Genomic DNA, 25,829 nt, shown 5'->3' on the forward strand with positions numbered 1-25,829 from the left:
AAACGGGAAGCGATGAACGCGCGGAAAATAAAAAAAGGAAGCCGTATTCCGAAAAGATACGCGGATAAAAAAAAGAGCCTTACGGCCCTTTTTTAAGAGATAAAATTTGATTCTAAGATCAATCTTCGTCTTTTTGATGAACCTTATATTTTTTCATCAACTCGTCCGCTACGTTTCTTGGAACCGGAGCGTATCTGGAAAATTCCATGGAGAATTCGGCCTTTCCTTGAGTCGAAGAACGTAATACGGTCGAATATCCGAACATATCCGCCAAAGGAACTTCCGCTTCGGTTTTGCAGTAGTGATCCTCTTCGGTTGTGTTCAAAATCATACCGCGTCTTTGGTTCAGAGATCCTAAAATCGCTCCTTGGAACTCCGAGGGTCCGTCCACTTCCACTTTCATGATCGGTTCTAAGATCTGAGGATTGGCTTTGTTGAATCCTTGACGGAACGCATAACGCCCCGCGATCTGGAACGCCATATCGGAAGAATCCACGTCATGGTAAGCGCCGTCGTTGATTACGCAACGAACTCCGATGATCGGAAACCCGATGAGAGATCCGCGCTCCAAACAACTTTTGAATCCTTTGTCCACCGACTGGATGTATTCTCTCGGAATCGAACCGCCCACAACCTTGTTTACGAAATCGTAATTTAGAGTTTCTTCAAGCGGAATCGGTTCCATATATCCGGCAACACGACCGAACTGCCCCTGACCACCGGTTTGTTTTTTGTGTGTATAATCAAAATCGGCTTTGGATGTGATTGTTTCGCGATACGCAACCTGCGGAGCGCCCGTGATCAGTTCCACACCGTACTCGCGTTTCATACGTTCGATATAAACTTCGAGGTGGAGTTCTCCCATTCCTTTGATGATGGTTTGACCGGACTCTTGATCCACATGCGTTTGAAACGTTGGGTCTTCCTTGGTAAAACGGTTGAGAGCCTTCGCCAAGTTGTTTAAGTGTTTCGATTCTTTTGCTTCGATCGTAAGAGAGATCACCGGAGCCGCAACGAACATGGACTCCATGGAAACTTTTAATTTTCCGTCCGTGAAAGTATCTCCGGAAGCGCAATCGATTCCGAAAAGCGCGATGATATCACCCGCTTCGGCGGATTCGATATCCTCCATCTCGTCCGAGTGCATTCTACAAAGTCGACCTACGTTGTGTTTTTTGTTGTTCGACATGTTGTAGATGGTCATACCTTTCGCGAGTTTTCCCTGGTAAACTCTCACGTAGGTAAGCTGACCGTAACGTCCGTCTTCGAGTTTAAATGCGAGGCAAACCAAAGGTTTCTCAAAGTTGGATTCCAGAACGATCATTTCTTCGTTGTTTGCTTGATCTAAAGCCTTGTTCTTAACGTCCACAGGGCTTGCGAGATAATCCAAAACTCCGTCCAGAAGTTTTTGAACTCCTTTGTTTTTGAAAGCGGAACCCATAAAAACGGGGGTCATTTTGAGTTCGATCGTGCCGGTGCGAATCGCCTTTTTGATCATCTCTTCTGTAGGAGTTCCTTCGAGAAGGGCTTCGGTCAATTCGTCGGAGAACATAGAAGCCGCGTCTAAAAGTTCTTCGTGTTTTTTTTGTGCGAGTTCTTTGAGATCATCCGGAATTTCTCTTTCCTGGATGTCCATACCGTCTTTGCCTTCAAAGTAGAAAGCTTTCATTTTGACGAGATCTACGATTCCTTTCAGGTCGTTTTCCAGACCGATTGGAATTTGAACCGGCACGGCGTTGTGTTTGAGTTTTTCTTTCAGCTGATCGATGACTCGGAAAGGGTTGGCCCCGGTCCTGTCGAGTTTGTTGATAAACGCAACACGAGGAACGTTGTAACGTCTCATCTGGCGGTCCACAGTGATCGACTGAGACTGAACTCCCGCCACCCCACAAAGAACCAAAATCGCAGAATCCAAAACCCGGAGTGAACGTTCCACTTCCACGGTAAAGTCAACGTGGCCCGGAGTATCAATGATGTTGATCGTGTGATTTTTCCACTGGCAATAAGTAGCCGCAGACTGGATGGTGATCCCTCTTTCTCTTTCGAGGTCCATACTATCCATCTTTGCACCGACTCCGTCCTTTCCACGAACTTCGTGGATGGCGTGGATCTTGTTTGTATAGAACAGGATTCTTTCGGTAAGGGTCGTTTTTCCGGAATCGATATGGGCTGAGATCCCAATGTTTCTGGTTTTGATGAGTTTTTCGCTCGGTTTGAATTCGGCAACAGCAGTGCTCATGGCCATTCCTCTTATAAAAGATTGCAAATACTTCCGATGAAATCACCGGTAAAGGGCGCTTGAAGAAAGTCCCCAATTTACCAAATTCCAAAAAAAGGCGGGTTTGTAAACCCAAATCGAGGGATCCATAGGTTTCACCGCATTTTTCATTTGCCCGGGAACGGTTTTCAAAAAGGATGATCTTTTGCGTCTCGGACAAAACGACGTTTGTACGTTAGACTTTTGAAACCTGCTTTCAAACTTTAAAACCATGCATCCGCTTAAACTCATCAAAAGAAACGTAAACAGAATTGCGAAAGCGTTTCTTTTGTTATCCGTAGCCAGGACGCTCTGCCTCGGTTTTGCGACCGCGATTTTGATCGGATCCTTAGGGATTTACGTTTCCGAATCCGGTCGTCTGAGTTATACGATTTGTTTGTATCTCGCCACTTCTTCGATTTGTGTTACCGGACTTTCTCCCGTTTTGTTGTCCGAACTACAACGCTCCACCCAACTCATCATGATGTTTTTGATTCAGATCGGAGGTTTGGGGATTATCACGTTTACGGTTTTAATCGGGGTGTTGGTGGTTCGAGGTTTGTCGAGGAGTACTCGTCTCGCTTCCTTTGTTTACGAAGCGACGGACGCTCACCTTGCAAAAAGAATGCGGGACAAAAAACCCGAACCACATTCCGGAGTGATCCCTCCCGGAAAGGATAAGACCGAGGCTTCTTATGTAAGAAGAATGCTTTTATCCCTTTTTAATATTTCACTTTCGATCGAAGCCGTGGGCGCCACTCTTCTTTATTTTTTTATGCCCGAGACGGATCGTCTTCCGGGAATCCCGAACCGATTTTTTCTAAGCGTGTTCACCTCCGTCTCCGCTTTTAACAACGCCGGATTTTCCATCGTGGACGATCTGAGTTTTTTGGCGAAAGATCCATTGTGTTTGTTGATCGTTCAGTTTTTAATCGTGATGGGCGGGATCGGATTTCCAGTGATCATCTTTATCGAAAAGTCGATTTTAGAAATCATACAAAAGTTTATGGGAAAAATAGAAGCGGTGACGGAAACTTTTATGATGAGAAGGACCGTTCTATTGGGAGAAGATCCCCCCGCTTGGTATATCTTCGTGATCGCAACTTCCGTACGGTTGGAAGAACGATTGGAAGTTTATAGAAAAGAATTATTCGGGGACGCGAATCGAATGCAGATGGCGATCATCGTATTGGGTTCTTTGGTTTTGATTCATATCGGAGGGATTTCGATTTTACTCATCGAATACGATAATATCGAAACGATCGGAAAAATGGCGTTTTCGGAAAAGTTGTTCAATTCTTTTTTTCTTTCCGTTTCTTCGAGAACGGCCGGTTTTAACACGTTCGACGTAACCGAAATCCGAAGCGGGACTTACGTTCTTCTTTGTGCTTTGATGTTTATCGGAGGCGGACCGCAAGGAGCCGCGGGCGGGATCAAGATCACCACCTTCTTTATATTAATCTTATATTTGAAAAACGTAATTCGTCCGCAGGCGAGGGTTCAGGCCTGGGGAGAGGACGTTTCCAAAAATTCGGTGGCGATCTCCACTCGAATCTACTTTCTTGCCACCTTGTCCCTCGTCCTTTTTATGTTTTTGATCACACTTGCAAACGGAAACAACCACGGAATCGAAACCATTTTTTTTGAAGTGATGTCCGCGTTCGGTACCGTGGGTTTGAGTCTGGGTATGACGGCCTATACGAACGACGTGGAAAAATTTCTCTACATCGCTCTGATGTTTATGGGAAGAGTAGGAACGTTCACTCTTTTGATCGCGTTTACGGGTCATTCGGGATTGGGTGAACTCGGAGGCAAAGACGACGGATTGAAAATCCAAGTCGGATGATTCTTCCATGTTTTGAACGACTTCGAATCATACGTTTAAATTCAACCGCCGAACACACGTTAAAAATGGAATCGAATTTACGTGACTTTTAAGATCCGAATTCCGATACAAAATCGAGATTTGAGACAATTCCAAGTTTCTTGGGCGACTTTAAGAACCTGGATTTTCCTTGATGAATTGAGGGATTGTAAGGAATGTAACCGAGTATGCTCTTACAATATTTGAAATTGCTCCGGATTCATCAGTGGATCAAGAACGTAATCATTTTCGCGGGCATTATTTTCGCTAAGAAGCTGACCGATCCCGAATCCCTTCAAAGAGTGATCGCGGCATTTTTTCTTTTTTCTCTCGTTGCCAGTTGCCAGTACGTCGTGAACGATTATTTGGATCGTAAAGAAGACGCGTTACATCCCGAAAAAAAACATAGACCGCTTGCTTCGGGCAAGTTGGATCCTTCTTTCGCGCTTTTTATCACCGCGATCATTCTTCCTTTATCTTTGATTCTGGCATATCTATTACATCCGTTCTTTTTCGGCCTTGTCGCTTTTTATCTCGTATTCAACATACTCTATAGTAAGTTTTTAAAACACATGGTGATCTTGGACGTGATGAGCATCAGCATCGGATTCGTGATTCGTGCGATCGCCGGTTCCGTAATCATTCACGTTACGTTTTCCTCCTGGCTTTTATTGTGTACGTTTATGCTCGCTCTATTTTGGGGATTTTCCAAAAGACGAGGGGAACTCATCATCTTGGAAGGAAACGCGAAAGGTCATCGTAAAATTTTAGACGAGTATTCGACCGGCTTTCTGGATATGATGCTCGGAATCGTAGCGACGATGACGTTGATGAGTTACGTTCTATACGTAACGAGTCCGTCTACGATTGCGAATCTCGGAACCGATCGTTTGATTTATACGATCCCGATCGTAGTTTATGCGATCTTTCGATCTTTGTACATCATCTACATTAAGAATATGGGGCATAACCCGACGAAGGCGATTCTTTCGGATTGGGGAGTATTACTCGCCGGTTTGATCTGGGTCGTTTTGGTGATAACGATCATGTATTCCGATTTCGGAAATCAAATTCGATTCGATCTTTGAAAAAGAAAAATCGGATGTAACATTTCCGGAGAGAAACGAATTCAAAAGATATGAAGGAAATCTTAAACAAAAGCGGCAAGGTTGCGTTTTGGATTTTATTGTTTTTATCGATTACGATCGCACTCTCAATCTTCAAGGCATCCGATTTAAAACCGTCCGTCTCTCTAAACGGGATGAAGTCTTTCGATGGAATCCGATACGATTCCGAAAATCAAGTAACCGTCGTTTACTTTTGGGCGACTTGGTGCGGAGTCTGTTCCGTCAATCTTCCTTTGATCAAATGGTATTCTCATCAATTGGAAAACAGTTCCCGCTTCTCCTTTGTCAGCGTAGAAGAAGGCGAAAACTCGGAGGAACTGAATCGATACGTAAAAGAAAAAGATCTTCGATTTAAGATCATTCCGGCGAACGTTTCTTTTTTGAAAGAATGGAGGATCAACTCGTATCCGTCTTTCGTAATTCTGGATCGATCCGGAGTCATTCGTTTTGCCGATTCGGGAATGATGAATCCTTTTAGTTTTTTCCTGAGAATCTGGATCGCGTATTTTTTTTAACCTCGTGAATCTTGATTTAGATTCGTTTTCTTGGGGACCGATATACATACTATGGAGCCGTTCAAACCCAAACCTTTACTTAATAAGTCGGAACTACGGCAGATCAAAAAATCCAGAACGAGGGTTGAGGGAAAAAAAGTAATCACGGACGACGTTAAGAAATTAAAATCTCTCAGCGTAACTCCGGATCTCCCCAAAAAAGAACTCATTCAATATTATAAAGAACCGATTTGGATCGAATATTACATTCCTAGAGAATCCAGATTTGCCTATGAAGTAAAATATTTATTCGTAAAGTTAATCGATCCGATCGTCGGACCGGAACCCGCGGATACAATCTTAAGAGAGGCGATTTCAAAGGGAGAATTTATAGACGTACTCGATGTGATGTTTCGTCATCCGGAAAAAGAAACCTTGATTCGAAACAGTTATATAAATACTTTTCCTTTTTTGGAATCGATCTCGGCAAATCACAAACATTTCTTAAAAACGAAGGACGCATACGATTTGAGAATCCCTTTGTTTCATACGGAAGCCCTGATGAAACGGGAACCGACCATTGCCACCTTGGAATTTTTAGGGCCTTACACGATCTACAATCTCAACTGGCTGATTCGAAAATTGAACGAAGGAGAAGAGGAATTTTCACTCGAAGACGAAACGATTTCCGTATTGATCAAACGAAGAAACGAGTATTGGGAGGAGAACTCTTTGCCTATCGACGAGGATTTCGAATTGTTTGCGGCTTTATTTTACGAACAGGCTTTTCCGCACAGAGGTTCCGAATTCGAGGACGTTCTGCTTAAGGAAACCGACTAAGAAGAACTTTAGTTTTTAATAATATACTCAATTTATCCCATAACAAATCCTAACTTATCCCGAAACGTAAAGACCATCCTCCAATCCGAGACGATTCCGATAAAACGCGACGTTTTGGGGGCCGATTTTAAATGCCGCTCAAAGGTCGTTCCCCGAAAAAGCGGTACTTTATTCTCATTGTGACTATCTTGGGTTCATTCAAAAATTTTCCGATCAAAACACGGAGCCGTTCTTAAAGTAATACTATACTCTTAATGAAATAAAATATGTCGATTTTTCCGGAAATATCTTGATCGATAACTGTTTCATTTCTTAAAATGCAGGCTCGTATCGAAACGGAAAAAATGACAGAGAGCAAAAAACGCCGATGACCCCAAAAGACTCGAAACCGGAACTGATAAAGTTATATTCCTCGATTGGAAAAATCATTACCTCCTCTCTGGAACAACAAGAAGTTTTAGACGCCGTAATGGAAGAAGTTCGTTTATTTTTCAGTCCTGAAAATTGGAGTCTTATGCGATACGATGAACATTCCGGAGAATTATTTTTTCTAATCGCGGAAGGTATTGAACTCAATCGTATCCGGAACATCCGATTAAAATCCGGGGAAGGAATCGCCGGTTCGGTTGCTCAATCAAAATCTCCGATTTTTGCGGAGGATGCGAGAAATGATCCGAGATTCTCCAGGAAAGTGGATGAACAAACCGGCTTTGAAACGAAAACGATCATCGCAGTCCCTATGATTTTCAGGAAGCGGATTTACGGTGTAATCGAATTGGTAAATCGATTCGACGGCTCGTCTTTTTCACCGGAAGATTTAGTCATTCTTCAAACGATCGCGGATTTTACGGCGATTTCCTTAGCTAACTCCAATCAATATGAAGAAACGAAGGTTCTTGCGTTTCGAGACGCCTTAACGGGAGTATTCAATCGTAACAAGTTAAATCATCTCAGGGATGAATGGTCCGGCAGAAGAATGGACGATCATCTTGCGTTAGTCGCTCTTCTCGACTTAAACGATTTTAAAATGATAAACGACACTTACGGCCACAAAACGGGGGATCAAGTTCTTTGTCATTTTGCCAATGTCCTTCGTTACGTGATTCGCGGAACGGATAAGATTTTTAGAATCGGCGGGGATGAATTTTTAGTTCTCGTTCAACATGAGAATCGGGAAAAAATCGTTCAAACCGAAAAAAGATTCCGGGAAGCGATGTCGATTCTTTTGAGAAAATGTAAAACAAACGATCCTCCTTTTCATTTTACTTGGGGAACATCCGTCGGTTCTCTTCAGAAATTGGATGAATTGATTCACGAAGCCGATCTTTCCATGTACGCGTCTAAAGAATAAATCTCTACGAATCAATGGAATCGGCGTAAAAGAATCAGAAAGATTTCTATTTTACATAACTCTAATATCTAATACTCCGCAAAAGAAAATCAAGGCACATCGCCGAAGTATTCGATCTCTCGAGTTAAGAGAACTCCCGTCGTTTGATGGACCTTATCTAAAACGAGTTCAACCAAATAGTTTACGTCCGCCGCAGTTGCAGCGCCCACGTTTACGATAAAATTACAATGTTCGGGAGAAATCCGAGCGCCGCCTTTTACTTGACCTCTCAAACCGGCTTGATCGATCAACTCCCATGCTTTGATTTCTTTTCCGTCTTCTCGAAAGATTTTTGGATTTTTAAAAACGGAACCGGCGCTTTTTTTATTTTCAGGTTGGGAAGAATTTCTTCTGTCCCTTTTATCCTTTAAAGAAGTTTCGATTTCCTCTAAATTTCCCTCTTTCAAGAGAATCTCGATTCCCAAAATGATGGAATCTTTTGCGTTTAAGAATTCGGTAAATCGATAACCGTGTTTAATTTCGGCGGGTTTACGAACGAACACTTCGTCGTTTCTCAAAAATTCAACGGTTTGAATCAAGTCGAAAAGTTCTCCGCCGTAACAACCCGCATTTTGAATGACCGCCCCGCCCGTCCATCCCGGAATCGTGCTCAAAAACTCGGCCCCCGTATAACCCAATTGCGAAATTTGTCGAAATGTAGGCGTCGTGTTCGTGGCGGCGCCGATTCTAAATTTTCCTTCTCCTAAGGATTCAAATTCCTTAAATTTCCCCGACAAACGTAAAACGATAAAGTTATCGGGATGATCCGAAATCAAAAGATTCGAACCTCCTCCAAGTATCTTCCAAGGTATTTCGGATTTATAAAAAATGGAAAGCGCTTCCAAGACCTGCGTCGAATTCTCGGGTTCGACAACCACCGGACAAACCCCGCCGATCTTAAACGAAGACAAAACTCCCAGCCGGACTTCCGACCTAAAGGGTATTTTAGAGGACTCCAAGGTTTGTTTTAGGATTCGAATCCGAGATTCGGAAAGAACAAGCGACATATGAATACTGAAAGAAGCTCCCCTATTATCTTCTACAAGAAAAAGAACTCAAGGAAATTCCGAATTCGGTTCGATCCTATAGAAAAGAGGTGATTATGTTTTTTCTCTTATTGGAATCCATCTATTTCGACTTTGCTTCCGGACGGACCGATTGGGAAACCTATTGTGAATCGGTAATCCTACTCGCTCAAGACCAAGAAAAACTGGCGGGGTTCGTTTCCTACAGATGAAGCGGCGATCAAACTTCTTTATTTAGCTTTGAAATCATATTCTAAAAAACGGACTATGCCAATTTAAGATTGGGGAAAAGCGATGAATCAGTTTTCGATTATTTTCGGGGATCGATTGAAACTGGATTCGTTCTAAGAAAGTTATTTACACAGGATGGCCGGCACTACCTAATTTTATAATCTTTTATAAGAATTTCAGTAGAGATCCCTAATTTTTTATTAATCTTTCGTATCATATCTAAAGTTAATTTTCTTTTCTTGTTAAGAATCTCAGTTGCCCGACTCCGACCGCCAATCCAATTACCTAAATCGACGTTCTTGAGATTTTTTTCTTCCATAACAGATTTTATTGCTTCAATTGGGTCTGGAGTCTCAATAGGAAAATGTTTATTTTCGTAAGCGTCGACAAGCGTTATTAAAATATCTAATTTATCATATTCAGGCGTATTTTTCCTTGTATCCCAAAGTCTTTCTATTTCTTTGAGAGCGAAATCGTAATCCTTGGTAGATTTTATTGGTTTAATTTCCATTTAAATATCCTCAGCACTAATTTTATCATATTCTTCATGTGTCCCAATAAAACGTATGAATAAAGAAACGTGATACAATATATCGCCTTTCGTTTCAATTTATTGACTCCGCTTCAATCGCTTTCGCATTTGTTATACCGAGCTCACGTTATTTAATCTAAATTTCAAATAATGATGAGGCGTAAAATTCACCAAAACTTCCGCCTAACTACAATTTCACGAAAAATTTTTCGGCTTCGACTCGCAAAAATTCGACGATCTTTTCGGAAACGACTTTCTTGGAAAACGGACCGATTTCAATCGCCTTACCGGCGGAGGAATAAATAAACACGGTCGTATCCACTTCACCGAAACCTTTTTCGTTTTTACCGACGTAGTTACCGACGATATAATCCAAATTCTTACTTTTAAGTTTGCCTCTGGCGTATTCTTCCAAGAAATCCGTTTCCGCCGCAAAACCCACCAGGCAACAACCGGAAATTTTTTCTTCGGCGATTTTAGAACTGACCGTTTTCAAAATATCCGGATTTTTGACAAGCTCCAGAAAAAGGGTCTCACTTCCGTCTTCCTTCTTAATTTTTGATTCCTTACTATCGAGTGGACGAAAGTCCGCCGGGGCCGCGGCCATAATCAAAATCGTATCCGCTTGAATCTCCTCAAGAACCGCGCCGCAAAGATCGGATGTGGTTTCCACGGAAACTTGTTTCGTTCCTTTAGGAATTTTATAATTTTCTAATACTTGACCGTGGATATAAACAACTTCGGGAATCCATTTCGAAATCGCTTCCGCGATATGAAAACCCATCTTACCGGAAGAAGCGTTCGAAATATATCGAACCGGATCGATCCATTCTCTTGTCGGTCCGGATGTAATGATTGCTTTGGAAAATCCCACTCCGACTTCTCTTACTCTAAGAATTTCCCCGATACACGTTCAAAATCAACTTTTGAATCAGAGAGATTTCGGCTAACTTACCGTAACCCTCGTCTCCGCAAACGACCACACCTTCCGAAGGATCCGCAAGAATCACCCCGTCTTCGGCTAAACGTTTTAAGTTTCTTTGAACTGCCGGATGTGCATACATAAACGGATTCATCGCGGGCGCTACGATCACCGGACAATTCGCCGCAAGATAAGTGGAGGTTACCAGATCGTCCGCGATCCCGTTCGCCATTTTGCCGATGATATTCGCGGTCGCAGGAACGATTGCGATCACCGACGCGGAATTTTTCGCGTCTATATGAGCCATTCCCTGTTCGTATTCATTTATACGAACTTTTTTGCCGGTCATCGCCTCGAACGTAATCGGTCCGACGAACTCGGTTGCGTGCGCCGTCATAATCACACTCACCGGATAACCTTCTTTTGTGAGATTGCGTACGAGTTCACAGGCTTTATAGGCCGCTATACTTCCTGAAACCGCAATGAGTATTTCTTTTCCAGGATTGGACATAGGTTTCCGATTTTATTTTTTAGACTGAGCCCGGTTGTTTAAACTGACTCTCGTAAAACGTACGGAAAGAATTTTATTTCCTTCCATCTTTTCCACGGTTAGAGTTCCGGTTTGAAGGGGAATCGTGGAACCTTCTTCCGGCATATCCTCCAAACGACCGAGGATAAAACCGGCAATCGTACGAATGTCCTTGATTTCTTCTTCTTGAACTCCTACGAGAATTTCCTTCAGATCGTCCAACTCGGCTTCTCCGTCGATCGCAAAACTGTCCGAATGTTGTGCGGGAAACGGATCCGTTTCGTGATCGTCGGTTTCATCCCGGATCTGACCGAAAATTTCTTCGATGATATCTTCCAAAGTAAGAAGGCCCGAAACTCCGCCGTACTCGTCGATAACGATCGCCATGTGCTGCTTGTTTTCTCTCAGTTTCTGCATCACCTTTTCGATCGAAAGACCTTCGGGGACAAAAATCGGAGTTTGCATGATCGCGGTGACTTTTTCCTTTTTTCCCTTTTTGGAATTGGACAACCAAGTAAGATACGTCTGAACGTGAATGATTCCTATGATCTTATCCGTATTTCCTTCGTAGATCGGATATCTCGAGAAATGATGTTCGGCGATGATCGAAATCAAAGAGTCCATCGGGGTATCGTGTGGAATTCCGATGATGCTCAAACGATGAGTCATCACGTCCTTCGCCTGATGTTCCGAAAACTGAAACGTGTTTTGGATGATCTGAAATTCTTCCTGATCGATCTTACCCTGTTTGTTCTGTTCTTCGATGATGATCATCAACTCTTCGGGAGAATGCAACATCCTGCTTTTGTTCGCCTGAATTCCCATCAGCCTCAAAAGAAAGGAAGTCATTTCGTTTAAGAAAAACGTAATCGGATAAAATATATAATAAAAAAAGAATAAAGGAATACTGATAAAAAGCGCGATCGTTTCCGTGTTCTGAATCGCGATGGTTTTAGGAAGAAGTTCCCCCAAAAGAATATGAAGAAACGTGATGATTGTAAACGAAACCGTGATCGCCAAACCGTGAATCGTCGCCTCGCTCGTGGAATAACCGAACATTTCCAAAAGAAAAGTCAACCATCTCGAAACGTATCCTTCCCCGACCCAACCTAACAAAAGACTGGCGACCGTAATTCCGACCTGGCATACGGATAACATGTCGTTCAGTTTTTGAGCCGCGCGTTTTGTAACGAGCGCGAGAGGTTTATTTTCCTTGATCAATTCCTCCAAACGGGAAGGACGAATCGAAACCAATGCAAACTCGGCGGAAACGAAAAATCCGTTTGCAAATATAAGTAGAACGATAATAAAAAAGCCGATTAGTTCCATTGTGGGAGTGTAAAAATCAGATTGGATCTAGGATTGCGTGAATTTAGGATGAACCCGGCGTTTGGGTTTAAGGAACGGAAATTGAATATCGTTGAAATGTAGAACTGACTACCTTCGGGGTCCATGTGACTTACTGGATAGAGTCTTTGAATTGGCGAAAAATGTCGATCGTTTAAAAGAAAAAAACATTCGATTTTATGGAACTAATGTTTTGAAAAAAACAAACTTTCATTCATTCGATATGTTTTCGAATCCGAATTCCTCGAAACGACGATTCCGGTTCGTTCGTTTCCTGAGAAAGTTTTTCCAAAAGGTTTATGTCCGATTCCGAATTTAAGTCCAAGGATTTGATATAGTACATTCTATGTACTCCGGAATTGATCCAAAAAGAAACCCAATCCAAAAAGTCTTCGGACCTTCCTTTCCAACCGTTACCGCTCAAGGAATCTCTCGTAAAAACCAATCTCTGCGGAGTGTTTCTAAAATCATAACGTCTGTGTAACCTTGAAAAACGAATCTGTTCCTCTCCGCAACTCCAAGAATATTCGTTTAAACTTCCCGCGGAATTGTCTTCCACTTTCAAGTTCCAAATCATCATCGAATGATTTCCGGCGAGCAATTTATTTCCTTCGAAATAAGTGAAACCTACCTTTTCGAAATTGGAATTGGATAGGTTGTCCGTATTTTTACAATCGCAGACGTAAATGCGTTCCGACTTAACTTTGTCGTCCTTTCTGCTGAATTTAGCGAACAATCTAAAATCGATATCCGGAAATTCCTTCTTTAGATAATCGAAGGATTCCATTCCCGAAACGTTCAAATAAATCTGAACGTTGTCCCTTTTATATAAGGATTCGATCAAAGATTTTAATACGACTTGAACCGTAAACGAAGAAGCGGACTCGGAAGGAATCTCCTTCAATTCCAATTCCTGAGAATCGCCGGGTTTCCAAAAGATATAAGTCCTTTTATCTCTCACAAAAACGCTCAATACGGGACTATGCGATTTTTTGATTTCTTGATTTCGAAACGGATCCATTTCGTCCAAAAGTCGTATAACCTCTGTTTGGCGAATTGCGGATCGACTCGAACTGAGATGTTCTTTGGGTCCGGGATAAAATCCGCGAAAGGAGGAAATCCTTCGGCTCGTATCGATGATGGAAACGAGAGTGTTCGGATAAGTCGTGTTGCCCATCGCCTCTTTCTGTTCCAAACGGGACAAAAAACCCAGAAGTTCCGTCGTATGACCGTGGAGGATATAATAGCCGATCGCAGCGTCCGTAAACTCTCTTACACCGTAAACGACCGGAAGATAATTCTTCAACTGAAGGAGCATATCGTCGGGCCTTCTCTGAATCGTAATCGCGACCGCTTGATCCAAAGCGCCCTTCACGGTTTTTAAGGATTTCGATTCCTTATGGGAATAAAACAAACCGGTAAGTCGAATCCATTCCTCCGTATAAACGGGGTCCGCGGTTTTTAAAATTCCATACGCTTTCGTAAATTCTATGATCGCTTTTCTCAGATCGTATTTTTTATAATGAATGAATCCGTTCAACAACGTGGAAGCATATTCCACTCGTTTCCATCCCTTACTCTGAGCGAGGAAAGTGATTTCAGTCGCCATCTTTCCGGCGACCTCGGGTTCGTCGTTCATCAGAATCTGAACGATCCTGAGACGAGTAAACAAATCGTCTTCGGTTAAATTCTTAGGAGTGGAAACGGACTTGAGCGCGTCCACCGCTTTGAAGGAATTTTTAGATCTCCAGATCGCCATCGAAATCAAATCCCTCGCGCTGTTGATGGAAATCGGTTCCCCCAAAAAAGGATTTAAAATCGTGGAGGACCATTCCAAAAAATCCAAGTTCAAATAGTAATCCAGAGATTTCTTATATTCCTGATTGAGATAAGCGATGGTGCCTAACTTTAGATACAGATGATTTTTATAAGAAGTCCTCAAATCGGGATGATGTTTGAGAATGTAATCCAAAACTTTCTCGGCGGAAATCAAATCCCCTCCGATCAGATAGTAATAAGCGAGTTTTTCATAGGAATATCCTATGATTCTTCCGCTCAAATTTTCGGAGATGATGAGAATCTTTTGAAAATGGACCGACTCCCTGGAAAGTCCGAGTTCGGCGAGTTGATCCGCGATGTTGTAGATAACGTTACTCAAAAAAGGAATGTACTTCAATTCGGGATCTTCCAAAAACGGAGCCAGAGTTCGGTTTAAATTCAGATATTCCCTTTCGTGTGATTTGGCTTTCGGAGAAAAATCGGAAAGATATTTTTTTAAACGTAGGGTTTTACACAGAGAATAATAAACCGACTTTCTGGAACATTTTAAATTTTCGGAGGTTTTTTTTTCGAAAACCGTAAGATCAAAACCTTCCGCCAACTCTTTGAGATACGGAGAACTTTCGTTCTTGGAAAACTGAATCAGTAAATTACGGGAAGAATCTTTGGAATTAAAATTCAATTCTTTGAATATTCTTAGAAAAATTCCGCCTAACACCAGTTCGCTTTCCGCGTTAGTCGTAAGCTTGAGCAAGGATTCGTATCGACGTACGTCCTTGTTGAGAATAAAATATTCTCCCGCAAAAAGGAGATAATCCGTTTTTTCCAACAGAGTTAGATTTTCGGGAAAGGAATTGATCTCGTCCTTGGATTGAAAAACCGTTTTTCCGTTTAAATTGAAGGAAAAACCTTCCGAACTTTTCGCCCATCCGAATTCCTGTTTGGTTTGAGCCGCAATCGAATGCGAACATACAAAACTCAAGAATAGGAAAAGACGGAATTGAAAGGAAAGGAGCTTCAAGGTCGATCAGGCTGAAACGCCTTCTCTCTTTAGATCGCGTTTCATAAGGTCTTTCACAACTTCTTTCGGATTCTTACCTTCGTAAAGCATTTTATAAACCTCGTTCGTAATCGCCATTTCAATCCCCAACTTCTGAGAAAGTTCGTAAGCGCTCTGAGTCGTCTTCACTCCTTCCGCCACTTCGTTCATACTGGAAAGAATTTGTTCCAAAGTTTCTCCCTTTCCCAATCGAAAACCTACGGTTCGATTTCGGGATTGTTCTCCGCAACAAGTCAAAATCAAATCGCCCATTCCGGAAGGTCCGAGAAACGTCATCGGATCCGCGCCCAACTTCAAACCGATCTTTGTGATTTCGTTCAGTCCTCTCGTGATCAAAGCGGCTCTTGTGTTTTGTCCGAAACCTAAACCGTCGCTGACTCCCGCCGCCAACGCGATCACGTTCTTCAAGGAACCTCCCACTTCCACTCCGATGACGTCCGGAGTCCAATACGTTCTAAAATACAAAAAACTGAATATCTCCTGAACCTTACGAGCGGTCTCTTCATTCTTAGAAGCGATACTGACAATCGTCGGTACTTTTTGGATGATCTCTTTCGCAAAAGAAGGTCCGGATAAATACGAAAGATAGGCGTGGTATTTTTCGGGAAGTTCCGATTCGAAAATTTCGGAAACAAGACGAAGTGTTCCGTTTTCAATTCCCTTACTCGCGGATACGATGGGAACTTTTTCCGGTAAATATTCCCGGATCTCTCTTAAAATTTCGGTCAACGCGTGAGAGGGCGGAGAAGATACGATCATATCTTTTCCCTGAACGACCGTTCTTAGATCCTGACTCGCCGTTAGTTTTTCAGGAAGAGTAAAACTGGGAAGGTGTTTGTTATTGATGTGATCGCGGTTGATACTTTCAACTTGAGAATCATTTCTACACCAGAGAGTAACGTCGTATCCCTTATCCGCAAGAAGACTTCCCAACGCGGTTCCAAAACTTCCCGATCCGATCACTCCGATTTTCATGAAAGCTCCTCATTGACGGGTTCGTGTCGAAAAAAATTCTTTCATGAATCGATTCCGAAATCGTCATTCCCGACTTGGAATCAATAATTTAGTTTACTCTTCTTTACCCGCAAACTATTTTTGATCTCCCATGCTCGATTTGAGGAAACTCATAGGTTTCAATCCCTTCGATCTTTTTACGGGACATTCTTCCGATAAGGAAAACCAAAAGAGCAATTATAAAATCACTCTCAAACTCCATTCTCTGAATAAAATCCTAAAGAAAAAAATCGCGGAATCGGACGACCCTCTCGAATCTCTTGAGTTTGATTCCGAAAACGGTGTTCTCATTTTAACCGGACATTTTTCGATCCAAGGTTTGTTCTGGTCCCGATTTTTAAAAACGGATTCGGTCGATTACAACGTTAGGCTAACACCCGTTAAAGTGGTACAAAATCAGGTTCGTCTTCAAATTCATTCCTTTCGTTTGTTCAGCCACACCCCTAAAAAGTTGGATCCCATCCGAATGTTTTCGAAAGTATTTCAATTTCATAGAAGATTGATTTTAGAAACCATCGTCGAGGAAATTCCCGAAATTCTTCGTCTAACTGGTATTCGAAATTTAATCACAGTGAACATGGATTATTTTCTTTCGGAGATTCCCGACCTCGCCGGAAAAATCACCATTCAAAAGGTAATTCCCGAAAAAGGTAACGTGTTCCTATTTGTAAAATCCGGAACGATTCTCAAACCTCTTCTCGATTTTTTCGGCCCGGAATACATTCGAATCGAACCGATTTCCGAAAATCACGACTCACTTCTCCTTTTGTGGAGAGACTAATCTTTAGAAAGGTTGGACATTCCGTATCCCGTTTCTAAATTGAGTTTACAGCTTCTCTTTTTTATTATGAGATTGTAACGTAAAAGAAACGGTAAAACTCCGGATCGATTGAAATGAAGATCATCTATCTGACTGATATCCATGACGGTCTTAGAGGGTTGAAGGAAATTCTTCAGCAAACAACGGCCGATTTATATCTTTTCTCCGGAGATATCATTTACAAAGCGTTCTTCAGCACCGATCGTATCATTGAATTCTGCACCATCCAAGAGGAGATGTATCGAATCTCCAAAGATCAAAAAGAAGAGATCAACGCTTATGATTATGCGACAAGGGCGATCCGTTTTCCCGACAAATACGGTCCCGATATAGTAGAAAAGTCTAAAGAATACAGAACCCTCTTTCATCAAGCTGCAAAAACGATGAAGGAAAAATACGAACTCATAGAAATCCTCATTCAAAAATATTCCCGCGCTCCCGTGAGAGTTCTTCCGGGAAACTACGACATAGATCTTCAGTACAGCGCCTTGTATGAAAGGGACATTCACAGAAAAACGTTCGAACAGGACGGTTATAAGTTTGCCGGTTACGGCGGCGCTCCGATCCTCACTTCCGGAATTCCAGAAAAGTTGGCGGTTAAGTTTCACGAGTACACACGCAACGGCAAAAGTTACAGCGAGCCTGAGGATTTTTTCAAAGAAGAACAACCGGACATAGTCGTCATTCACAACCCGCCTTACGGATTTTTAGATAAGATTCCAAACTACGGCAACGTGGGTTCTCAAGGAATTCGAAGATACTTGGACGACTACGCCCCAACTCTCGTCGTCTCGGGCCACGTTCACGAAGATCAAGGTATTATCAAAAAGGGAAAAACCGTATTCTTAAATCCTTCCAACTTCGGAGCCGTGGATTCGGTTTTCGGTTTTCAACCCGGAGGATTTTTCTCGGAGATATTTTTAGAAAATGGGCTTGTGGAAACCGTAAAATTGAATAGACTGGTGGACCACAAAATTCGCCTCTTAATGGATGTCGATTGTAAGAGGAACGTTCCTTCCGTTACGTTTGTAAGCCAGGATTCGGAGGTGTCGGCGGAAGATTTTGTGAGAGTCTAACCAATGACGATCTCAGGTTTCAAAAACAATCCAATCATCCAAAAGTTCACCGGATTAAAAAGATATTTCCGGTCTCACGAAACCAACGTCTCTCGGGAAAGAATCGAAGACTTTAAAAAATTCTCCAAATTGATCAACTTCGGCGGAGACGTAGTCGCGTTCGACATTTTAGGTTCGCTTAACTTCGGTCAGGCGACCGCTCAATCGGACACCGATATTGTGATGTACACTCAATGTGAAAATTCAAAAATGGGCGAGTGTGGAATGGAAGATTGTTATAAGATTTCCTTATTCAAACATTTGTTTATGAATCTCGTCACCTACGAACACAATACCGACGCGTATAAACTCGAAATCGTGGATTGTATCAATCTCAATCAGTTGGAACAAGACATTCAAAAAGAACAAGCCGATTCTGAAATATTAATTCGTTTCTGTTTCTATCGTTCGATTTGCAGAGGCGTAAACCGCAAACTCCTACGAAAATTCGAACAACGGATCGCTTCCAATATTCCTTTGAGTCAATCGTTGGAAGAATCCATCGAAGGTTGTTTCGACGGAATCGTTCAGACTTCTCAACACACGTATTCGTTTCATAAATATTCTCATAGATTGCAAGACAAAGGAATCGGCCTTCCTTCCACGATGGCCGCGAAAATTAAGGACTATCTAAAACAATGACCGGATTTTTAACCGTTATGCTCTGCTTGGGAGTGGCTGCGGTTTTTTTTCATCTTCTTTACTCGGTGGACACGAGAAGGATCGACAAGTCCGAAAAAAAGCGAGACGCCGAAAACGGAGTATCGAAAGAATACGGAGATCCTAAAAAAGTTTACGGTAAAAATTGGGATCCGAATCTCCCCAAACCCAGAATCTGTCCCGTCTGCGGTAAATACTTGCAAAAAACGGAATATTTATATGCAATCATTTCCGAACCACCGTCTCCGGGTATCAAACGACACGCAAGAATTTACGGATGCAGATATTGTTATCTCGGTTTAGGGGAAGAGTCCTTAACGGAGAATCAAAATTCTTCGTCTTTGCGAACTCCCGCCGAAAATCGAAACGTCAATCCTCAAACTCCCGATCCGGAATGGACTCCGACGCCAATCAACGATGAAGAACTCGGTCTCTAAATCGGAACACAAGGGCGAACTTCTTTTACCGCTGACGGTCATCAAAGGAGTCGGGGCTTCCAAGGCGGCGGCCCTCGCGTCCATCGGTATTTCCACTCTTCAGGATCTTTTGAACTTTTTTCCGAGAAGATATTTGGATCGAAATCTTACGGATAACGTTCTTTTAAAAACGGGCGAAACCGTAACCTTGATCGTAGAAGTAGTGGACGCTTATCTGGCCCACGGTAAAAAATCCAGGCTCGTAGTCGGGGCAAAAACCAGAAACAACGAAAGGATTTCGATCGTATTCTTTCGAGGTGTGAATTTTTTCCAAAGAATTTTTCAACCCGGAACCACGTTAGTCGCCACAGGAAAGCTCGAATACTTCCGGGGATTTCAACTCATTCATCCCGACTATGAAATTCTAACGAGCGCGATCAAACCGACTTATACGATAAGTTCCGCGAGCACCCAAAAAAAAGAACAACAAGAAACCGAGGAGGAATTGGCGGAACTTCCGGAAATGATCCACGCGGGTCGTATCATTCCTTTGTATCCTTCGGGCGAGGCTTTAAAATCGGAAGGATTGGATTCCAGAGGTTTTCGAAAAATTCTTTACCTTGCATTAGAAAAATTGAAAGGGAAAATTCCCGAAATCCTTCCGAACGAAATCGTTAAACGAAGAGATCTGATTCCGAGAGAAAAATCGTATCGTGAAATTCATTTTCCGACGGATGAAAGTTCTTTGGACGTCGCGAGATACAGACTGAAATACGAGGAATTGTTTTACTTCAATCTTTTGATCGAACACAAAAAAAAGGAAAGGGAAAAAATCAAACGCGTTCTCTGGCCTTTGCCGGAATCGGAAACCGCAAACGAAGTTCGAAAAAACCTTCCGTTTCAACTTACGGAAGATCAAAATTCGGCGCTTCAAAAAATCAAGGACCTCACAAAAAAAGACCAACCGATCGCCGTTCTTTTACAAGGGGACGTCGGCTCGGGAAAGACGTTAGTCGCTCTTTTAACGGCTTTGCGTTATATGGACAATCAGATCCAAGTTTGTATGGTGGCGCCGACCGAAATTCTCGCAAGACAACACTATCAAACCGTTCTTTCCTTTTTGGGAAATATGCCGTTTTTAGGGATCGAACTTCTTGTCGGTAAGGAACCCAAAAAAAACCGATACGAAAAACTCTATAGAATCAAAAAGGGAGACACGTTATTTGTCATTGGAACACATAGCGTGTTTCAAGAAGACGTGATTTTTTCGGAACTCGGCCTTGTGATCATAGACGAACAACATAAGTTCGGAGTCGATCAAAGGGAAACTCTTCGTTCCAAGGGAAAAAACCCGGACATTCTCGCGATGACCGCGACTCCGATTCCTAGAACTCTTTGTCTCACTCTTTACGGGGACTTGGATCTTTTGACGATTAAGTCCAAACCCAAAGGTAGAATGCCGATTCAAACCAAATGGTTTCAGGAAAATCGAAGAGAGGGAGTTTATAAATCCATCCGCAAGTATGTTTCTTCCGGAAGACAGTGTTACATCGTTTATCCGTTGGTGGAAGAATCGGAAAAGGTGGATCTTAAATCCTGCATAGAAGCCTACGAACATTTGAAACACGAAATTTTTCCCGACTTCGAAGTGGGGCTCGTTCACGGAAAAGTGGAAACGACGGAGAAGGATCGAGTCATGAAAGAATTCTCCAAAAACAGAATTCAAATTCTCGTTTCCACAACCGTGATCGAAGTGGGCATCGACGTTCCCAACGCAACCGTGATGATGATCGAACACGCGGACCGTTTCGGTATTTCCCAACTGCATCAGTTGAGAGGTCGGGTCGGTCGCGGGGATCAGGAAAGTTTTTGTATTTTAATGACCGATTCAAAAGTTACGGAAGACGCAAAGGTAAGACTGGATGCGATGGTAAATCTTTCCGACGGTTTCGCGTTATCCGAAATCGATCTTCAACTCCGCGGTCCGGGGGAATTGATGGGAGTTCGTCAGAGCGGTCTTCCGGATTTCAAAATCGCGGACTTGAGAGAAGATTCCAAACTGATCGAACTTACGAGAGAAGACGCAGCCTTGTTCGGAAATCCGGGAGATTTGGAAAAAGAGGAAATTCGAGGAAGATTTAGCGAAGGAAGATTGTTGTTTTCGAATTAGAACTTGTCCCGAAACATAAAACAATCGCAGAAGATTTGCGGCCATCCGATAAAATCGGACGGTTGGCGGACAAGCTCTTAATCGTTCTAAACGAATGAACTTGCCGTCAAACTTCAGAAGACAAACGAATATCGCTTCGTGAGAGTTATCTGCAATGCCCAAATGTATGACTCAAGAGAAGGGTAAAGAAATTCACTTCCCCATTTTAGCACAATTTTAACATTTGATCCTAAGCTAAAGAATCTACATTATGTCACTATGAGTGCAAAAGCTTCCCTAACCTTACTTGTAAAAATTTTGCAAGAAGATCGTTTTTTTGATAAATCTGGTCAAAAAATCGATTTCCTCAAATATGTGACTTTAAGGGATTTTGAACGTAAAACCAAGGGTGATGAAGATACTGTTGTTACGCCTTTACTCTTAAAAATACTAGATTTTCTCGGATACAAGTCTGGAGTGAACATAATTCAGCAGGATTTTAAAGGGGGGGATAAACCAGACTTTCGAACTTTTAAAACAAACCTTTTCATACTAGATGCAAAATCAACCGGTGTAACAATAGAACCAACGAGTTCGAATACATCCGAAACTCCGTCAACGCAAATTTCCAGGTATCTTCGTACCTTTGAAGGATACAAATACGGAATACTATTTAATTTAAAAAAGTTCGAGTTTTACGTTAAACAATATGATGAAAATGGAAATCTTCAAATTCAGCATGTTCAGGATAAATCTATTGATCTCGTGGAATTGTACAACACTGCAAAGGATTCTGTTTTCACAGGGGACGTATTTGATAATTTTATTTGGTTTTATGAAACTTTCCAATTTAGAGAAATCTCCAAAGATTCATACATTAATGAAATAAAGAACAGAGAAAAAATCGATTTAATCAAACCAGATAAGGACCTATTAAAAGCGACCATCTACAATTCTTTATACTCTATCCGCAATGATATTGAAAATCAAATTTCAAATTTGGCCAAAGATAGTTATGAGTTTGAACAACTAGAATTTGAGCTAGAGAAAATAAAGTATGAATTAAAGATTCGAGATGAGGACGAGAAGGAAAGAATACTCTTAGAAGAATTCGTAAAACAAGCATCTTATGTTCTTTTAATTAAATTAATACTTATTCGTATTTTAGAGGATAATGATTTAATTTCAAGAAGTCTTTACAATGGTGGTTTTAAAATAAAGACTGAGCCTCCGTTCAGCTACACACTTAAGAAGATTTTAACTGATGCCAAAATTGACGCTTCAGAGTTCATTCCTAGCTTCTTTGAGGAAAGCGTATACAACTTTTATATTGAGAATGAGAATACATTTATTGAAATCTTATTTGAATTAAGCAAAGTAAATTTTTCAGAAATTGACTTTGATTTGATTGGAGACTTATACGAACATTACCTCAATTTAGAAGAAAGAAAAGAAAAAGGTCAGTATTATACACCTCATTATATAGTAGAATTCATCTTAAATAGAGTCGGATTCTCAAGCAGAAATTTTGAAAATATTAATAATAAATCATTACTAGATCCTTCTTGTGGTTCAGGAGGATTCCTTGTAGAAGCAGCAAGGAGAATTCGAAAGGTTTCATTGAACAGAGAAGGCGAAGCCAAAATTAATATTGCAAATAATTTGTATGGCGTTGAGCTAACTGCCTTTGCTGCTTTTTTGTGTGAAGTCAATTTAATTGTCCAAATACTTCCACTTATCAAACAATTACCTCAGACTGCCCAGAAGAAAATACATTCTCTAAATGTATACATCAAAGATTCACTTATGCAAATATATAACCATCTTGAAAGTAATGGTGAAACATTGCGAAGCACGAATTTGCACGTAACAGCTTCACCTAAAGAGAAAAAATTCATTCAATTAGTAAATAAAAATGATTTTGATATTATTGTCGGGAACCCACCGTATGTAGGTGAAAGTGGACACAAAGAGATTTTCAAGCCTTTACAAGAGCATCCTTATTGGAAGAAATTCTACCAAGGGAAAAGTGATTATTTATATTATTTCATTATTTTAGGAATAAGTAAACTTAGAGATGGAGGAAAATTTTCATTCATTACTACACAGTATTGGTTAACAGCTGATGGAGGTAGTAATCTAAGAAATTACATTCTTAACACTTGCAAAATATTAGAAATAATAGATTTTAAAGGAATAAAGCTATTTCCTGAGGCTAAGGGACAAGAGAATATCGTTTTCGTCTTAGAACGATGTGAGGATGAAAACGAAAGAAGTAATAATCGAATTAAAATAATTCAATTTAATAAAGACTGGGTGTTGGATCCAACAGAAACTCTCACAACAAAAAAAACTGTCATAACAAACTATGATCGATGGCAGATGCTATTGTTAAATAAAGAACAGTTTGATTTATTTAGTGATCCCGAAAAGAATTCATTTTCTCTGGGGAATTTCTCTAGAAATGAAATTGCTGATGTTTATAACAGTGCTATCGGACAGGGGGAATTAGATGATAAAGCATGGTATATTTATAAAAAAACAAAAGATGAAATTCAGTTATCAGATAATATTGTCGAGTTAGAAAAATTATGTAATGTAAATCAAGGAGTTGTACCGGGTCCAGTTGATACAAGAAAGATTTTTTCAAAATTATCTAAAGCCAGTATCGACAAATATCATATTACAGAAAACGAAGGAGTTTTCATTTTATCGAAAGATATTCTTGAATCAAAAAAAATTGAAAAAGATTTAATATTTCCATTTTATAAAAATTCAAATATAAAAACATCCTTTATTAAGTTTTCCACAGACGACTACATTTTGTATACACCGAACATAGACTCATTAGAAAACTTTCCCGCCTTTAAAGATCACATTTCTAGGTATAAGGATTACTTAATAACGAGACGAGAGGTAGAAAATGATAGAATAAGATGGTTCGATTTATGGTGGCCACGAGAAAAAAGTTTATTTGAAAATGAAAAAATAATGATATCTTACAGAACGAAAAGGAATAGTTTCGCTTATACCAATTTACCATTTTATAGCGCAACAGATACATATTATATTAATTCTAAATCCGGAACCAAAGAATCTCTAAAATATATATTCGGAATACTAATTTCTGATAATGTTTTAAACTGGCTGAAAAGCGGAAATTGCAAGGTTAAAGGAGATGCCTTAGAATTATTTACCACATCTGTATCTAAAATACCTATTCCATTGGTTGACTTCACCAATGAAAGATCCACAGCTATTTATTATTTTCTAGCTGGCGAATATTCACTAACTGAGCTCAATTCAAACCATAAATTAAACGAAAATTCAAATACTTATATTAAACAATTAGGTCTTATTGATTTAATTATCGATTGGACAAAAATACTTTATGACCTCTTGGATATGGGGCTTTTATTCGACATCGAAAATAGAAACGCTAATTCGATAGAATACAACTATCAGTTAATAGCGCAATCCTTATCCTCCAAAATTGAAACAAAAACCTTGGAAACATTAACTATATTCAATGATCACTTAAATAACGAAGAATTAGTAAAGGAAAGTTATATTTTTTTCAAAGATACTACAAAGGATTTTGTAATAAAAGAAGTAATTGACTTGGATGGAACTGGATTCTCTTTAATCGAACCCGATAACCAATTAAAAAAATACGGATATCGACACTCAATTCGACTACGTTTAAAAAATAAATCAATTAAAACTATGGAAATTAAAGGTGCTAAACTGGCGGAATTTATTTCCAGAGAGTTAAAAAATATTCTAAATAATAATAAAGAAGTAGATTGGAAAATATTTAAAAATATTTACGCCTTACATCAACAGCTATTAAAAACGATTGAAGAATCAATAAAAAAGGTGACTATACTGCTTTCACCGCATGATAAAATAGAACCTAAAATAATAGAAAATATTATCTCCAAACTGGATATAAATGAAGTAAAAAAAATAGGAAATCTTAATTTATGCTATGAGATCTTAAATAGATTGACTAGCGAATTATATTCCTCAAAAAATCGATGAGCTCAAAGAGCCTATGCATTACGTCTGGGGCACAGCAGATAACTACGGCTTCTCACTGCGTTCGCGACTCACGGTTCCCGCTCGCGCTCACTCCGGCCTTCGGCACATTGCTTTGTCACTTCGGTTCGCAAGACGCGACTAAGGTCGCTCGAACCTCGTGCCAAGCCCGTCGCGCACAAGCGCTTGGACACGCAACGTCGAGAAGTCTCTTTCG

General features: G+C 40.8%; 20 protein-coding genes and 1 pseudogene. 13 read left to right on the forward strand and 8 right to left on the reverse strand.

The window, feature by feature from the left end:
• Positions 1-118: 118 nt before the first annotated feature.
• Positions 119-2,239, reverse strand: coding sequence for an elongation factor G (gene fusA, locus LEP1GSC060_RS09030; RefSeq protein WP_003001747.1), 2,121 nt, complete (start codon positions 2,237-2,239; stop codon positions 119-121).
• Between the two features lie 250 nt (positions 2,240-2,489).
• On the opposite strand from fusA, the gene LEP1GSC060_RS09040 reads away from it, so the two are divergent.
• The 5 genes from LEP1GSC060_RS09040 (at position 2,490) to LEP1GSC060_RS09060 (ending at position 7,933) form a co-directional block, all read left to right on the forward strand.
• The gene (locus LEP1GSC060_RS09040; RefSeq protein WP_003001752.1) at positions 2,490-4,103 is read left to right on the forward strand and encodes a TrkH family potassium uptake protein; all 1,614 of its coding nucleotides are present in this window, start codon (positions 2,490-2,492) and stop codon (positions 4,101-4,103) included.
• 206 nt (positions 4,104-4,309) lie between these two features.
• Positions 4,310-5,209 carry a decaprenyl-phosphate phosphoribosyltransferase gene (locus tag LEP1GSC060_RS09045; protein ID WP_003001821.1) on the forward strand — a complete coding sequence of 300 codons (900 nt, stop codon included), beginning with the start codon at positions 4,310-4,312 and terminating at the stop codon, positions 5,207-5,209.
• Positions 5,210-5,259: 50 nt separating this feature from the next.
• Complete coding sequence (locus LEP1GSC060_RS09050) at positions 5,260-5,763, forward strand: thioredoxin-like domain-containing protein (RefSeq protein ID WP_003001782.1); 504 nt, start codon at positions 5,260-5,262, stop codon at positions 5,761-5,763.
• Between the two features lie 51 nt (positions 5,764-5,814).
• Positions 5,815-6,582, forward strand: coding sequence for a hypothetical protein (locus LEP1GSC060_RS09055; protein ID WP_003001926.1), 768 nt, complete (start codon positions 5,815-5,817; stop codon positions 6,580-6,582).
• 367 nt (positions 6,583-6,949) lie between these two features.
• A complete protein-coding gene (locus LEP1GSC060_RS09060) occupies positions 6,950-7,933 on the forward strand; it encodes a sensor domain-containing diguanylate cyclase (protein WP_003001683.1) in 984 nt (327 codons plus the stop codon).
• 89 nt (positions 7,934-8,022) lie between these two features.
• Here LEP1GSC060_RS09060 and murB read toward each other — a convergent pair whose 3' ends face one another.
• A complete protein-coding gene (gene murB, locus LEP1GSC060_RS09065) occupies positions 8,023-8,979 on the reverse strand; it encodes a UDP-N-acetylmuramate dehydrogenase (protein WP_003001932.1) in 957 nt (318 codons plus the stop codon).
• Between the two features lie 95 nt (positions 8,980-9,074).
• Between murB and LEP1GSC060_RS20740 the strand changes: the two genes are divergently transcribed.
• A complete protein-coding gene (locus LEP1GSC060_RS20740) occupies positions 9,075-9,209 on the forward strand; it encodes a hypothetical protein (protein ID WP_003001884.1) in 135 nt (44 codons plus the stop codon).
• A pseudogene (locus LEP1GSC060_RS20545) lies at positions 9,187-9,345 on the forward strand (IS256 family transposase); the annotation flags it as partial. The gene LEP1GSC060_RS20740 and the pseudogene LEP1GSC060_RS20545, both read left to right, overlap by 23 nt.
• Before the next feature lie 28 nt (positions 9,346-9,373).
• On the opposite strand, the gene LEP1GSC060_RS09070 reads toward LEP1GSC060_RS20545, so the two are convergent.
• The 6 genes from LEP1GSC060_RS09070 to LEP1GSC060_RS09095 form a co-directional block, all read right to left on the reverse strand.
• Positions 9,374-9,739, reverse strand: a complete 366-nt coding sequence (locus LEP1GSC060_RS09070; RefSeq protein ID WP_036095980.1) for a helix-turn-helix domain-containing protein — start codon at positions 9,737-9,739, stop codon at positions 9,374-9,376.
• 208 nt (positions 9,740-9,947) lie between these two features.
• Positions 9,948-10,634, reverse strand: coding sequence for a phosphopantothenoylcysteine decarboxylase domain-containing protein (locus LEP1GSC060_RS09075; RefSeq protein ID WP_003001760.1), 687 nt, complete (start codon positions 10,632-10,634; stop codon positions 9,948-9,950).
• A 16-nt stretch (positions 10,635-10,650) separates the two neighbouring features.
• On the reverse strand, positions 10,651-11,193 hold the full coding sequence (locus LEP1GSC060_RS09080; RefSeq protein ID WP_003001843.1) for a phosphopantothenoylcysteine decarboxylase: 543 nt from the start codon (positions 11,191-11,193) through the stop codon (positions 10,651-10,653).
• 12 nt (positions 11,194-11,205) lie between these two features.
• A complete protein-coding gene (locus tag LEP1GSC060_RS09085; protein WP_003001811.1) occupies positions 11,206-12,540 on the reverse strand; it encodes a hemolysin family protein in 1,335 nt (444 codons plus the stop codon).
• A gap of 232 nt (positions 12,541-12,772) precedes the next feature.
• Positions 12,773-15,358: a tetratricopeptide repeat protein gene (locus tag LEP1GSC060_RS09090; RefSeq protein WP_003001864.1), complete on the reverse strand. Its 2,586-nt coding sequence runs from the start codon at positions 15,356-15,358 to the stop codon at positions 12,773-12,775.
• A 6-nt stretch (positions 15,359-15,364) separates the two neighbouring features.
• Entirely contained in the window at positions 15,365-16,372 is a 1,008-nt protein-coding gene (locus tag LEP1GSC060_RS09095) for an NAD(P)H-dependent glycerol-3-phosphate dehydrogenase (protein WP_003001909.1), read from the reverse strand.
• Positions 16,373-16,502: 130 nt separating this feature from the next.
• Here LEP1GSC060_RS09095 and LEP1GSC060_RS09100 point away from each other — a divergent pair, with 130 nt between their 5' ends.
• The 6 genes from LEP1GSC060_RS09100 to LEP1GSC060_RS09125 all read left to right on the forward strand — a co-directional run bounded on the left by LEP1GSC060_RS09100 (position 16,503) and on the right by LEP1GSC060_RS09125 (position 25,615).
• Positions 16,503-17,192, forward strand: coding sequence for a hypothetical protein (locus LEP1GSC060_RS09100; protein WP_003001922.1), 690 nt, complete (start codon positions 16,503-16,505; stop codon positions 17,190-17,192).
• Positions 17,193-17,305: 113 nt separating this feature from the next.
• On the forward strand, positions 17,306-18,307 hold the full coding sequence (locus LEP1GSC060_RS09105; RefSeq protein ID WP_003001671.1) for a metallophosphoesterase family protein: 1,002 nt from the start codon (positions 17,306-17,308) through the stop codon (positions 18,305-18,307).
• 3 nt (positions 18,308-18,310) lie between these two features.
• Positions 18,311-18,988, forward strand: a complete 678-nt coding sequence (locus LEP1GSC060_RS09110) for a hypothetical protein (RefSeq protein ID WP_003001738.1) — start codon at positions 18,311-18,313, stop codon at positions 18,986-18,988.
• Positions 18,985-19,443, forward strand: coding sequence for a hypothetical protein (locus LEP1GSC060_RS09115; protein ID WP_003001837.1), 459 nt, complete (start codon positions 18,985-18,987; stop codon positions 19,441-19,443). Before LEP1GSC060_RS09110 ends, LEP1GSC060_RS09115 begins: the two co-directional genes overlap by 4 nt.
• Positions 19,424-21,592 carry an ATP-dependent DNA helicase RecG gene (gene recG / locus LEP1GSC060_RS09120; protein ID WP_003001692.1) on the forward strand — a complete coding sequence of 723 codons (2,169 nt, stop codon included), beginning with the start codon at positions 19,424-19,426 and terminating at the stop codon, positions 21,590-21,592. The genes LEP1GSC060_RS09115 and recG overlap by 20 nt, the downstream gene beginning before the upstream one ends.
• 258 nt (positions 21,593-21,850) lie before the next feature.
• Entirely contained in the window at positions 21,851-25,615 is a 3,765-nt protein-coding gene (locus LEP1GSC060_RS09125; RefSeq protein ID WP_003001827.1) for an N-6 DNA methylase family protein, read from the forward strand.
• The last annotated feature ends 214 nt before the right edge of the window (positions 25,616-25,829 follow it).

The sequence above is a fragment of the Leptospira weilii serovar Ranarum str. ICFT genome (assembly GCF_000332415.1).
Classification (GTDB): Bacteria; Spirochaetota; Leptospiria; order Leptospirales; family Leptospiraceae; genus Leptospira; species Leptospira weilii_A.

Excerpts from the sequence above, each read along its gene's own strand:
- murB (WP_003001932.1), bottom strand. The coding sequence starts at position 8,979 with ATGTCGCTTGTTCTTTCCGAATCTCGGATTCGAATCCTAAAACAAACC.
- LEP1GSC060_RS09105 (WP_003001671.1), top strand. The coding sequence starts at position 17,306 with ATGAAGATCATCTATCTGACTGATATCCATGACGGTCTTAGAGGGTTG.
- LEP1GSC060_RS09125 (WP_003001827.1), top strand. The coding sequence starts at position 21,851 with ATGAGTGCAAAAGCTTCCCTAACCTTACTTGTAAAAATTTTGCAAGAA.
- fusA (WP_003001747.1), bottom strand. The coding sequence starts at position 2,239 with ATGAGCACTGCTGTTGCCGAATTCAAACCGAGCGAAAAACTCATCAAA.
- LEP1GSC060_RS09080 (WP_003001843.1), bottom strand. The coding sequence starts at position 11,193 with ATGTCCAATCCTGGAAAAGAAATACTCATTGCGGTTTCAGGAAGTATA.
- LEP1GSC060_RS09045 (WP_003001821.1), top strand. The coding sequence starts at position 4,310 with ATGCTCTTACAATATTTGAAATTGCTCCGGATTCATCAGTGGATCAAG.
- LEP1GSC060_RS09070 (WP_036095980.1), bottom strand. The coding sequence starts at position 9,739 with ATGGAAATTAAACCAATAAAATCTACCAAGGATTACGATTTCGCTCTC.
- LEP1GSC060_RS09055 (WP_003001926.1), top strand. The coding sequence starts at position 5,815 with ATGGAGCCGTTCAAACCCAAACCTTTACTTAATAAGTCGGAACTACGG.
- LEP1GSC060_RS20740 (WP_003001884.1), top strand. The coding sequence starts at position 9,075 with ATGTTTTTTCTCTTATTGGAATCCATCTATTTCGACTTTGCTTCCGGA.
- LEP1GSC060_RS09050 (WP_003001782.1), top strand. The coding sequence starts at position 5,260 with ATGAAGGAAATCTTAAACAAAAGCGGCAAGGTTGCGTTTTGGATTTTA.
- LEP1GSC060_RS09100 (WP_003001922.1), top strand. The coding sequence starts at position 16,503 with ATGCTCGATTTGAGGAAACTCATAGGTTTCAATCCCTTCGATCTTTTT.
- LEP1GSC060_RS09085 (WP_003001811.1), bottom strand. The coding sequence starts at position 12,540 with ATGGAACTAATCGGCTTTTTTATTATCGTTCTACTTATATTTGCAAAC.
- LEP1GSC060_RS09115 (WP_003001837.1), top strand. The coding sequence starts at position 18,985 with ATGACCGGATTTTTAACCGTTATGCTCTGCTTGGGAGTGGCTGCGGTT.
- LEP1GSC060_RS09110 (WP_003001738.1), top strand. The coding sequence starts at position 18,311 with ATGACGATCTCAGGTTTCAAAAACAATCCAATCATCCAAAAGTTCACC.
- recG (WP_003001692.1), top strand. The coding sequence starts at position 19,424 with ATGAAGAACTCGGTCTCTAAATCGGAACACAAGGGCGAACTTCTTTTA.
- LEP1GSC060_RS09095 (WP_003001909.1), bottom strand. The coding sequence starts at position 16,372 with ATGAAAATCGGAGTGATCGGATCGGGAAGTTTTGGAACCGCGTTGGGA.
- LEP1GSC060_RS09040 (WP_003001752.1), top strand. The coding sequence starts at position 2,490 with ATGCATCCGCTTAAACTCATCAAAAGAAACGTAAACAGAATTGCGAAA.
- LEP1GSC060_RS09060 (WP_003001683.1), top strand. The coding sequence starts at position 6,950 with ATGACCCCAAAAGACTCGAAACCGGAACTGATAAAGTTATATTCCTCG.